Annotated in this window: 8 protein-coding genes; all 8 read left to right on the top strand. The window is 65.3% G+C overall.

The features are described from left to right. Nucleotides 1-108 precede the first annotated feature (108 nt). The 8 genes from F6X39_RS15665 to F6X39_RS15630 all read left to right on the top strand — a co-directional run bounded on the left by F6X39_RS15665 (nucleotide 109) and on the right by F6X39_RS15630 (nucleotide 12,130). Complete coding sequence (locus F6X39_RS15665) at nucleotides 109-900, top strand: hypothetical protein (protein WP_187617259.1); 792 nt, start codon at nucleotides 109-111, stop codon at nucleotides 898-900. 12 nt (nucleotides 901-912) lie between these two features. Beyond that, entirely contained in the window at nucleotides 913-1,281 is a 369-nt protein-coding gene (locus F6X39_RS15660; RefSeq protein WP_184032352.1) for a hypothetical protein, read from the top strand. A gap of 556 nt (nucleotides 1,282-1,837) precedes the next feature. Further along, nucleotides 1,838-4,366, top strand: coding sequence for a phosphoenolpyruvate--protein phosphotransferase (gene ptsP, locus F6X39_RS15655; protein ID WP_187617258.1), 2,529 nt, complete (start codon nucleotides 1,838-1,840; stop codon nucleotides 4,364-4,366). A gap of 22 nt (nucleotides 4,367-4,388) precedes the next feature. Continuing rightward, complete coding sequence (gene ptsG, locus F6X39_RS15650) at nucleotides 4,389-6,173, top strand: PTS glucose transporter subunit IIBC (RefSeq protein WP_187617257.1); 1,785 nt, start codon at nucleotides 4,389-4,391, stop codon at nucleotides 6,171-6,173. Nucleotides 6,174-6,271: 98 nt separating this feature from the next. Beyond that, nucleotides 6,272-7,861 carry an aspartate:alanine exchanger family transporter gene (locus F6X39_RS15645; protein WP_187617256.1) on the top strand — a complete coding sequence of 530 codons (1,590 nt, stop codon included), beginning with the start codon at nucleotides 6,272-6,274 and terminating at the stop codon, nucleotides 7,859-7,861. A 185-nt stretch (nucleotides 7,862-8,046) separates the two neighbouring features. Continuing rightward, nucleotides 8,047-9,354, top strand: coding sequence for a c-type cytochrome (locus F6X39_RS15640; protein ID WP_187617255.1), 1,308 nt, complete (start codon nucleotides 8,047-8,049; stop codon nucleotides 9,352-9,354). Next, nucleotides 9,351-9,833, top strand: a complete 483-nt coding sequence (locus tag F6X39_RS15635) for a (2Fe-2S)-binding protein (RefSeq protein WP_187617254.1) — start codon at nucleotides 9,351-9,353, stop codon at nucleotides 9,831-9,833. The genes F6X39_RS15640 and F6X39_RS15635 overlap by 4 nt, the downstream gene beginning before the upstream one ends. Further along, nucleotides 9,830-12,130 carry a xanthine dehydrogenase family protein molybdopterin-binding subunit gene (locus tag F6X39_RS15630; RefSeq protein WP_187617253.1) on the top strand — a complete coding sequence of 767 codons (2,301 nt, stop codon included), beginning with the start codon at nucleotides 9,830-9,832 and terminating at the stop codon, nucleotides 12,128-12,130. The genes F6X39_RS15635 and F6X39_RS15630 overlap by 4 nt, the downstream gene beginning before the upstream one ends. Nucleotides 12,131-12,234 lie beyond the last annotated feature (104 nt).

Genomic DNA, 12,234 nt, shown 5'->3' with positions numbered 1-12,234 from the left:
TAGAGGTATTGCAGCGTTCGCGGCGGTTTGAGGGCTTCGTTTTTTGCAGCGTGCAATGGAGCCCCCGTGATAGGTATACCAACTGATCTGATCGCACGAGGGAGGCGGATGGCGATTGACTTGAAAGTGGGGGCCCGTCGGGGCTGCACGCTCTACACGCGGCACGAATATCGCGGCAACACGTCCAGCGACGAAGTGCGCACCGGCCGCCAGTTCATTACTTCGGCAAGTTCATGGGAGCTCACGCGCGACGCGAGCCAGCTAGCCCGGCTCGCCAGGTTCATGCGCCATGCCCAGGGCGGCGCATATGCAAGCGGCCCCGCGCCTGAGCAACTCGTTCGAGCGCTACAGTGCGCCGTCGAGAGCGGCGATGTGATTGCTGTCGTGCCTAAGCCGCGAGCCTCGGGCGCACGCAGTTCGCCCATTGAGCAGACGGTCAGGCCGTACTATGCGACCGTCACGCCGTCGCAGCTCTTCCGGCGCGCGCTGGCCGCCGTGCCTGCCGCGCGGTCATTCGAGCGTCCCATACTGCCGCGGCTGGCCGCCGACGATGGTCTCGCGATCTGGCACGCTCGCCCCGGCGACGTGCTACCCGATGGGACCATCGCCACGCCGGTCTCAACGCCGCTGGGCGATGCGCAGCCGTTCGAGTACTCGCCCAACCAGGTTGACGAAGGTTCATTCGATGTAGCCAGGACTCCGAACCTCGGAGACCCGGGAACCTGGTACACAAACCCAGGTAGCGGGCAAATGCGGCTGTACGGGGATGATAGAAAGCCGGTCGTTGATCTCGACTTTGACCATGTACACAACGGATTGAAGCCCCACGCGCACAATTGGGACAACGGTGTGCGAGATGGCGGCGATTATGTTGTTCCATTCAGCCCCTGGAGTCCCTGAAGGAATTACGCGATGGACCTTATCAAGAAATTCAATGCGTTCCATGACTGGTATTTGATGGGCGTATCCGCGGACCGTGAGGCAAGCATCGTTGAGCTTGCCTTGATGTTCGACAACAGGAAAGACCGGGTTCGCGTTCAATTCAAGGGCGCGACGCGCTGTCTTGCGAACGATTTCCTCATCCAGAACGTTATTTATGAAGTAAAGGTACTCACGGATTTCCAGTCCCCTGATTATCAGCGCGCCCTCCATGCGCTAGAAAAATCATATTTCGGGAAAGAGAACCGCCCCAATATGCCGATTGCATCAGTAGGCGCCTCGTTGGGCGCGGAATTGTTCATCGAGTTCGATACGGTGGATGTCGTCACGGATCTACTCTGAACAGCAAGGGTGAGCGCGTTGTCGGGCCGCCGCCTTTCGCTAAACGGATAAAACACAGATTAATGAACGCGTCACACGCCAATTAATAAAGACCCTCCATCTCCCGCCAGGAAATTGCAAATTTCAGGCGTTCCCGTCCGAAATCGTCTTGTCTTGCAATCTGCGCTCAGTAACATATGCTCTTTTTCAGAGCGCTTTCCGGGTCCTTTTTTCCGGGACCAAGGTGCAAAAGGTTGCGCACGGGTGCGAGGCGGCCCGGCAAACGCAAACAGCGCCGTCGGAGCGCGCCTGACGTTTCTCCATTCATCCCGGTCGAGGCTGCCCGGGCGCACACGGGCGACGTGCGCGACCTTGTCTGGTTTCCCGAGTTTTTGTCACCGACGCTTTTGTAACGTGCGCCGCTCACAAGTGGGTGAGCGGCGTGAGCGGCGTGAGCGGCGTGAGCGGCGTGAGCGGCGTGAGCGGCAATGGTGCCGACCGCAGGTGTGAATGTCGCGCCCATGCGGCTCGAGTCGAGCCACCTGAGGCGAGCGTCAATGTACAAGGAGTCCTGGCGATGAAAGCTCCTCAGCGTCCTCAGCGCATCGGGTTGATGGCACCACTGTCGGGCGTACTGGTTCCTCTCGAGAGCGTGCCCGATCCGGTCTTCGCCCAGAAGATGGTCGGCGATGGCGTGTCGATCGATCCGACCTCGGATGAACTGCTGTCGCCGCTTGCCGGCAAGGTCACGCAACTCCATAGCTCTGGCCACGCCACGACGATCACCGGCGACAACGGTCTGCAAGTGCTGCTGCACATCGGGCTCGACACCGTGTTGCTGCGCGGCGAGGGCTTCATGCCGTTGGTCAAGGAAGGCGACGCCGTCGCGACGGGCACGCCGCTGATCCGCTTCGACCCAATCGCGGTCGGCGCAAAAGCAACCAGCCTGCTCACGCAAATGGTGATCGCCAATGGCGATCTCGTCACGCGCTACGTTCCCGCGAAAGGGCTCGTCGTCGCCGGCACCGACGTGGCGCTGTACGTCGAGCTGGTCGGCAGCATGGAGGACAAGGACACGGCCAGCGCCACCGGCGCGATCTTCTCCGACGAGATCACGCTGCCGAATCCAGCGGGCCTGCATGCACGGCCCGCCGCGGTCGTCGCGGTCGAGGCGAAGAAATTCAAGTCCGAGATCCGGCTGCTGCGCGGCGATGCCAGCGCAAATGCCAAGTCCGTCGTCGCGATCATGGGGCTCGCAACGAAGTTCGGCGACAAGCTGCGCATCGAGGCCCGCGGTCCCGACGCGGCGGAGGCGGCCAGCACCGTCGCGCGTCTGCTTGGCGAGGGATCGGGCGAAAAGCCCGGCGATGCGCCCGCACCCGCGGCGGCTGCGCCGGTGCCAGCACCGACAGAAGCGGCTCCCGCCGACACCAACGAATTCATCGGCGTATCCGCTTCGCCAGGGCTTTCGGTCGGCAGGATCGTGCAGTTCCGCCAGCAGGTCATCGAGGTGAACGAAGCGGGCGAGTCGCCGCAACGCGAACGGGCGCAACTCGAAGCGGCCCAGCATCAGGCGCGTCAGCAGATCGACGCGCTCAAGGCGACGCTCGCCGATCCGTCGAAAGCGCAGATTCTCGACGCGCATCTCGAACTGCTGGACGATCCTGACCTCAACGACGCCGCGATCAGCAGCATCAGCGCGGGAAAGGGCGCGGGGTTCGCGTGGCGCGATGCGTTCCAGAACCAGGCAAGCACGCTCGAAAAGCTCGACAATCCGCTGCTGCGCGAACGCGCCGGCGATATCCGCGACGTCGGCCGCCGTGTGCTCGCGCTGCTCGCCGGCGTGAAGCAGGCGCGGATCGACGTGCCGGACGAATCGATCCTGATTGCCGAGGAACTGTCGCCGTCCGACACCACGTCGCTCGATCGCAGCAAGGTGCTCGGCTTTTGCACGACGAGCGGCGGCGCAACGAGCCACGTCGCGATCCTCGCGCGCTCGCTCGGCATTCCGGCGATCTGCGGTATCGACGCGCGCGCGCTGCAACTCGCCGACGGCACGCCCGTCGTGCTCGACGGTTCGCGCGGCAGCTTGCGGCGCAACCCGAGCGCCGAGGAACTCGAGAAGGCGCGCGAACGCATCAGCCGCCAGGCCGCCAAACGCGAAGACGAAAAGCTCGCGGCAACCAAACTCGCAATGACGGCCGACGGCCACCGCGTCGAGGTCGTCGCGAACATCCGCAATGCGCAGGAAGCACGCGATGCGGTCGCGGCCGGCGCCGAAGGCGTGGGCCTGTTGCGCTCCGAGTTCCTGTTCGACGCGCGAGACACCGCGCCAACCGAAGACGAACAGGCCGCCGAATATTGCGCCGTCGCCGAAGCGCTTGGCCGCGAGCGGCCGCTCGTGGTCCGCACGCTCGACGTCGGCGGCGACAAACCGCTGTCGTATCTGCCGCTGCCGAAGGAGGACAACCCGTTTCTCGGCCTGCGCGGTGTGCGCGTGAGCCTGGAGCGTCCCGACATCTTCCGCACGCAACTGCGCGCGATCCTGCGCGCGGCGCCGCTTGGGCATCTGCACGTGATGTTCCCGATGATCGCCGCGATCGAGGAGGTGCGGGCAGCGCGCAAGATCCTGCTCGAAGAAGCCGGCGATCGCGCGGCGAGCGTGAAAGTCGGCGTCATGATCGAAGTCCCCGCGGCCGCGCTGATCGCCGAGCCGCTCGCACGCGAAGTCGACTTCTTCTCGATCGGCACGAACGATCTCACGCAATACACGCTCGCGATGGACCGCGGCCATCCGCAACTCGCGAAGCAGGCCGACGCGCTGCACCCGGCGGTGTTGCGTCTGATCGGCATGACGGTCGACGGTGCGCACAAGCATGGCAAATGGGTGGGCATTTGCGGCGGCATCGCGTCGGATGCGATGGCGGTGCCGGTGCTCGTCGGCCTTGGCATCGACGAGCTGTCGGTAAGCATTCCGGCGGTCGGTTCGATCAAGGCTCAGCTTGCACGCGTGACGACCGAAGAAGCCAGGAAGCTCGCCGCCGAGGTGCTGTGTCTGGGCACCGCCGCGGAAGTCCGCGCGCATCTGTCGCGCTTTGCCGAGTGAGCGGATCAACAGGAGATCAGCCATGTTCTCGCATGCCTTCGGAGTCTTGCAGAAGATCGGCAAATCGCTGATGCTGCCCGTCGCCGTGCTCCCGGTGGCCGGCCTGCTGCTCGGTCTCGGCGCCACCGACTTTCACGGTTACGTGCCGGTCGTCGTGCTCGCGCTGATGAAGAACGCGGGCGACGTGATCTTCGGCAACCTGCCGCTGATCTTCGCGATCGGCGTCGCGCTCGGCTTCACCGAGAACGATGGCGTCTCGGGCATCGCCGCAACGATCGGATATCTGGTGATGACGGCCACGTTGGGTGTGATCGGCAAGCTCCAGGGCGTCGAAACCGACACGATCATGGGCATACCGTCGATCCAGACCGGCGTGTTCGGCGGCATCCTCGCCGGTGGTCTTGCGGCATGGATGTTCAACCGCTACTACCGGATCACGTTGCCGCCCTATCTCGGCTTCTTCGCCGGCAAGCGCTTCGTGCCGATCGTGACCGCGATCGGCTCGATCGTGCTCGGCGCGATCCTGTCTTTCGTGTGGCCGCCGATCGGCAGCGCAATCAAGGCTTTTTCGCATTGGGCGGCGGTTTCCGACCCGCGCACCGCCGCGACGGTCTACGGTTTCGTCGAACGTCTGCTGATTCCGTTCGGCCTGCATCACATCTGGAACGTGCCGTTCTTCTTCGAAATGGGCAGCTACCTCGACCCGACGACCGGCAGGACGGTTCACGGCGACATCACCCGTTTTTTCGCGGGCGACCGGACCGCGGGCATCCTGGCGGGCGCGTTCCTGTTCAAGATGTTCGGCCTGCCGGCCGCGGCGATCGCGATCTGGCATTGCGCGAAGCCGGAGAAGAAGGTGGCCGTCGGCGGCATGATGGTCTCGGCCGCGCTGACTTCTTTCCTCACCGGCATCACCGAGCCGATCGAATTCGCGTTCCTGTTCGTCGCGCCGGTGCTTTACCTGATTCACGCATGCCTCGCGGCGTCGGCGCAGTTCGTGGCGAACACACTGGGCATGCGCATGGGCTTCACGTTTTCGCAAGGCGGCATCGATTTTCTGATGTTCAACCTGATCGGTGGGAAGGCCACGCACGCGTGGTACGTTTTCATCCTTGGTCCAATTTACGCGGTGATCTATTACGGCGTGTTCCGCTTCGTCATCACGCGCTTCAACCTCAAGACACCCGGTCGCGAGGACGACGCGGCGGAAACAGCGGCGGTTGCCGCGAGCGGCGCGGGAGGACGTTCGCGCGAACTCGTACTCGCCTTTGGCGGTCGCTCCAATATCACGAGTCTCGACGCTTGCATCACGCGGCTGCGCATCTCCGTGAAGGACCCGGCGGGCGTCGACGAACACAAGCTCAAGGCGCTCGGTGCCGCGGGTGTGGTGCGCATGGGCAACGGTGTGCAGGCAATCTTCGGGCCGTTGTCGGAGAACATGAAAACCGACATGCAGGACTATCTGAAGACAGCGGGCGCCGAAGCGGATTTGCCGGCGGCGGGGGTGCCTGGTGTGGAAGGCGCAGCGGCGGCGGCTCCAGCGGCTGTGGCCGCGTCGGTGCAAAACTCGCCGCAGGAAACGGAGCGCGCGGAAAAGATTCGTGCGGCGCTGGGCGGCGCGGCCAACATCAGGAAGCTCGACGCGCTGGCGGCCACGCGGTTGCGTGTCGAGCTATCGGACGCGTCGCGCATCGACGCGGCCGCATTGAAAGCGGCGGGCGTGGTCGCGACGCAAGCGTTGAAGAACGGCGCACTCGATCTGATCGTGGGTCTCGGCTCGGGCAACCTCGCAGGCGCAATGCGATAGCAGCAACGAATATCGTCAGCAACTGCCGCGCGTCGAACGCGAGGCCTGCCCGGTGGAAGCGCTCAGTCGCGTTGCTTTGTCCACCTATAGGGGGCGGCATGGAAGCAGCCAGAACTTTCCTCGAAACTCAGCCGCTGTTCGCGCTTTTTCTGACCATCGCGCTTGGCTACCTGGTCGGCGAAATCACTATCAAGGGCGTGGCTCTAGGCTCGGGGGCCGTGCTGTTCGTTGGACTGGCGCTCGGCGCGTTCGCGCCGAAATCCGCGCCGCCGGCGTTGCTGGGCACGCTCGGTCTGCTGCTGTTTCTGTATGGCATCGGCATTCAGTACGGCGCGCAGTTCTTCCGCGGACTCACGAGCCGGGAAGGCGTGAAGGCCAACGCGGCCGCATGTCTGGGCGTGATCGTTTCGGGTCTGGTGGCGTGCGCCTTCATCCATTTCGGCATCACGCTCGCCGATGCGCTCGGCATGTTCGCCGGCAGCGGCACCAGCACGGCGAGCCTGCAGGTTGCCATCGCATCGATGAAAAGCAGCGATGCCGCCGTGGCTTATAGCGTCACCTATCCGTTCGGCGTGGCCGGGCCGATCCTATTCCTCTATGTGCTGAACTCAGTCCTGAAAGCCAAAATACCGAAACCGCCCGCGAAGGTGCTGGAGACCGCGGAAATCGCGCTGCGCAATGCCAGTCTCTTCGGTCTCAGGCTGTCGGAGCTCTCGACTCGCCTGCCTGCCGGCGTAGTGATCGCGGCCGTGCGGCGCGCGCATCACAATCAGTTGCCCAGCGACGACTTCACGCTGCGCGCCGACGACGTCCTCCTTGCCACCGCCACCGAGCGCCGCCCGCTCGACGAAGCAACGGCGCTCTGCGGCGAGCTACAGCCCGGGCGTATCTCGAGTCATCGGGAAGACCTGGACTATATGCGCGTGTTCGCGTCGAGTCCGTCGGTCGTCGGCACGGCGCTCGGCAATCTGCGCTTTCCGGATGGCGTGACCTGCGCGGTCGCGCACGTGCGGCGCGGCGACGCCGATCTACTGTCGACGCCAGAGCTCATTCTCGAAGCTGGCGACCGCGTCGGCCTGCTCGTCAGTAGCGCGCATCGCGCGAGGGTCCGCGCGTTTTTCGGCGATTCGATCAAGGGCACGGCCGACCTCAGTTTCATCTGTCTGGGCATCGGCGCGGCAGCGGGGCTGCTGGTCGGCGCGATCCCGCTGCGCGCGCCCGGTCTCGGCGTGTTCAGCCTGGGTCTCGCGGCGTTGCTACTGGTCGCGCTGTGCCTCGGCAAGGCGCGCCGCAGCGGACCGTTCGTGTGGGTGATGCCGCTCTCTGCAAATCTCGTGCTGCGCAATCTCGGGCTGACGATTTTTCTCGCGCAGGTGGGCCTGTCTTGCGGACCGAAGTTCGTCGCGACCGTCGGCACTGCCGGACCGCTGCTGCTGCTTTATGGCGTGATCACGCTGCTGGTGCTCGTCGGCGTCACGGCTGTGTGCTGCCTGTGGGTCTTCAGACTGTCTTTCGATACATCGGTCGGCGTGATCTGCGGGGCGACCGGCAATCCCGCGATTCTCGCCTTCGCCAACCGCATCGCGCCAACGGATCAGCCCGACGTCATGTACGCGATGATTTTTCCGTCGATGACCATCGTCAAGGTGCTTTTCGTGCAGATCGCCATCGCGATCGCAGCCGGCTAGGCGAGACCGTTATCGCGACCTGCCGCTGTTCGACCCTAAAGCTTCCGTCCTCGTAGACAGCGGCCAACCGCGGAGCGGCGGACAGCCGCAGACTTCCGCGAATATCAGGAACGCCGCTTGCGCCACCTGGAGCCGCGCGGCGTAGTCTGGAACCATGATGCGGACGGCTTGGCGATGGAGGCTAGATGAAAGGACGGGTGGCGAGTGCAGGCGTGGCCGTTGTCGTGGTTGCCCTCATGGCCGCATACGGCGGACCCACCGCGCATGCTGGGGAGCCCGCGCCGGTTGCCGTGACCGCGCCCTTCGCGGCCGGCAGCGATACCGCGGCCGCGGCGCGCGGCGCGAAGCTCGCGGCCGTTGGTAATTGCGTCGCGTGCCACACCGCGACGGGCGGCCTGCCCCTCGCGGGCGGACTGCCACTGCGAACACCCTTCGGCATCATTTACTCGACCAACATCACCCCGGACAACGAGACGGGTATCGGGGGCTGGTCGCTCGACGCGTTCGCGCGCGCGATGCGGCGCGGCGTGTCCAGCGACGGCCATCTGCTCTATCCCGCGTTCCCCTATCCGCACTTCACGCACATCAGCAATGCCGATATGGGCTCGCTGTATGCGTGGCTGATGAGCCGCGCTCCCGTCAAGGCGCCTGCGCCGCACAACGACCTGATCTTCCCGCTCGGCTTCAGGCCCCTCATCGCCGTGTGGAATCTTTTTTACCTGCATACCGGTACCGAAGCAGCGCCGGCCCTGCCCGAAGCGCCGGATGTCGCACGCGGACGATACCTGGTCGAAAGCCTCGGTCATTGCGGTGCGTGCCACACGCCGCTCGACCGCCTCGGTGCCGAACGCCGCGACCGCGCGCTGCAAGGCGGCACGATCGACGGATGGGATGCGCCCGCGCTGACGGACCTCACTTCACGCCCCACGCCCTGGACGCAGGCACAGCTCGTCAGCTATCTGCGCACGGGCCTCGCGAGCGCCCATGGGGCGGCGGCGGGTCCGATGCGCCCCGTCACGCGCATGCTCGCCGACGCGTCCGCCTCCGACGTAGAGGCGATTGCCGCGTATCTGCTGGCGTTGCCGTCCGGGAGCCCAGGCGTGCCGGAGCATCCGGTCGCCTCGCCCTCCGCTTCCGCCGCGCCCGTGTCCACCGCGCCCGGCGGCGGCGCGAATCTATTCTCCGCGGCCTGTGCATCGTGCCATGCCGAAGGCGCGCCGATGTCGAGCGGGGGCGCTCGACCGTCGCTGTCCCTTTCCACGGCCGTCAACGCCGACAGCCCGCGCAACATGGTCCGCATCATCCTCGATGGAATCGACTGGCACGAAAGCGATAGCGCGCCCTTCATGCCATCATTCGCCAACACATTCACGGATGCCCAGATAGCGGAGCTCGCCAACTACACGCGCGAACGCTTCACCGCACGCGACGCGTGGCCCTCGCTCGACGCCGGCGCGGTCGCGCATTTTCGCAAGGACGGCCTGCCACGATGATCACGCTCAACGTCAACGGAGTCAGTCATACGGTCGATGTCGACCCGTCAACGCCGCTGCTCTACGTGTTGCGCAACCAGTTGCAGCTCGATGGCGCGAAGTTCGGCTGCGGTCTCGGTCAATGCGGCGCATGCACGGTCAGCGTCGGCGGCGAACCGGTGTTCTCGTGCCTCATGCCGGTCGTGGCCCTTGGCGACCGGCCAGTGCGAACCGTCGAAGGACTGGGCAGCGCGGAACATCCGGGACCACTTCAGCAAGCCTTCATTGACGAGCAAGCCGCGCAATGCGGCTATTGCATCGCCGGTATGATCATGCGCGCGCACACGCTGCTGGAGCAAACCCCGCACCCAGGCGATGAACAGATCCGCCGCTACATGCAGCCGAACCTGTGCCGCTGCGGCACGCACATGCGCATTCTCGCGGCGATCCGGCAAGTCGCCACGGGTTCGCCGCGAACGGACGAGGGAGCGCAGTCGTGAGCGACGGCCGCCCGTCCTCCGTCGCTCACGGCAGCGGCCCCAATGACCCCGCGCGGCGCCGCTTCCTCGTTGGCGGCTCGCTGATGGTGAGCTTCGCGATCGTGCCCGGCATGGCCGCGCTTGCGCAAACCACCACCGAAGCGGGCACCTTCAACGCGAGCGCCCCGAAGCTGCCGGGCAGTCTCAAGAGCACGCCGTTGCTCGATGCGTGGATCAAGGTCGCCCCTGACGGCCACGTGAGCGTATTCACGGGCAAGGCGGAGCTTGGCACGGGCATTCGCACCGCGCTGCTGCAGGTCGCCGCGGAAGAGCTGGATCTCGCGCCTCATGCGATCGAGCTGATCACCGCCGACACCGCCGCAACGCCGAACGAAGGCTACACCGCAGGCAGTCACACGATGGCGGACAGCGGCACCGCGATCCTCAACGCCGCCGCTCAGGTACGCGCGCTGCTGGTCGCGAGCGCGGCGTCGCAGTTGGGCGTCGACGCAGCGGCCCTGACGACGCGCGACGGCGCCGTCATTGCCGCCGACGGAAGACGCGTGAGCTATGGCGAAGCCGCGCAATACGCGGACTTCCATCAGAACGCGCAGCCCGACGCGCCGAAAAAGCCGCCATCGGCCTACGCGCTGATTGGCCATATGCTGCCGCGCGTGGATATACCGGGCAAGGTGACGGGCGGCGCGAGCTATGTTCAGGATCTCCGGCCGCACGGCATGCTGCATGCCCGCGTCGTGCGGCCGCCGTCTTATGGCGCGAGCCTCGTCGCAGTCGATAGCGGGCGCGTCGAAGCGCTGCCCGGCGTCATCAAGGTCGTGCGCAACGGCAACTACCTCGCGGTGGTCGCCGACGACGAATGGCGCGCGATCCTCGCGATGCGTGAGCTTGCGCTTGCAGCGCAATGGCAGGGCGGGCCGCCACTGCCCGATCCGGCGAACGTTCACGCGCTGCTGATGAGTCTGCCTTCACAGGAAATCGAGGTGGCCGATCAGGGCGCAGCGACGGGCGCGGCCGCGCCTGTGGCGACGCTGCGGGCGCGCTATTCGAGGCCGTATCTGACGCATGGCTCGATTGGGCCATCGTGCGCTGTCGCGCAGCTCGACAACGATGTGATGACCGTGTGGACGCACACGCAAGGCGTCTATCCGCTGCGTGCGGGCATCGCCGAAATGCTCGCGATGCCACCCGACAAGGTGCGCTGCGTCCATGTGGAAGGTTCGGGCTGCTACGGACACAACGGCGCGGACGATGTCGCGGCCGACGCCGCACTCGTTGCACGCGAGCTGCCTGGCCGCCCGGTGCGCGTGCAATTGATGCGCGAACAGGAACACATGTGGGAGCCGTTCGGCCCGGCCATGACAGTCGAGGCGAATGCAACGCTCGATTCGGCAGGCACGCTTGCCGACTGGCGTTACGAGCTATGGAGCAACACGCATAACAACCGCATCGAGAATGCGGGCCGCCTGTTGCCCGCGCAGCTCCTTGCGCAACCGTTCACCCCCGCGCCGCCGAAGCCGATTCCGATGCCGGAAGGCGGAGGCGACCGCAACAGCATTCCGCTTTACCGCGTGCCCAGCCTGCACGTGCAGCATCATTTCGTGCCGACGATGCCGATACGTGTCTCTGCCATGCGCTCGCTCGGCGCGCACATGAACGTGTTCGCGATCGAGAGCTTCATCGACGAGCTCGCCAGAGCCGCGCACGCCGACCCCGTGGCGTTTCGCCTCAAACATCTCGATGATCCGCGCGCGCATGGCGTCATTAGCGCCGTAGTCGATCAATTCGGCTGGCGAGCCCGCAGCGCGCGAACGGGCGACTCGAGCCCGCGCTCGCACGGTACCGGCTTTGCGTTTGCCCAATACAAGAACCTGATGGCCTACCTTGCCGTCGCGATGGACGTGACGGTCATGCGCGATACCGGCGAGCTCAGCATCGAGCGTGTCGTAGCAGCCGTCGATTGCGGACAGATCGTGAATCCGGACGGCGTGCGCAATCAGATCGAAGGCGGCATTTTGCAAACCACGAGCTGGACGCTCTATGAAGAAACGCATTTCGACCCGCAACGCATCACGAGCTATGACTGGAGCACTTATCCGATCATGCGCTTCTCGTCCGTACCCAAACGCGTGGACGTGCTGTTGATCGACCGGCCGGGCCTGCCATTCCTCGGGGTCGGAGAAGCGGCGCAAGGCCCGGCCGCCGCGGCGCTCGCGAATGCGATCGACGACGCGACCGGTGTGCGGATCCGCGACTTGCCGTTGCTCGGGACGAAGGGGAAAAACGTGCTCAAGGCATGAGGCTTTCGTTCCGCAAAAGTACAGATACTGGCGTGTAAAAGCCAAACAAGCCTATAGCTGGGTCCAGGCCCCTGGTCAAACGAACGCGACGCGCGCGACCTTCG

Origin of the sequence: Paraburkholderia sp. UCT2 (assembly GCF_014397665.1) — a bacterium.
In the GTDB taxonomy this organism is placed as follows: domain Bacteria; phylum Pseudomonadota; class Gammaproteobacteria; order Burkholderiales; family Burkholderiaceae; genus Paraburkholderia; species Paraburkholderia tuberum.
The sequence above is the reverse complement of the archived record's forward strand: the minus strand, read 5'-3'. Positions and strand labels throughout refer to the sequence as shown.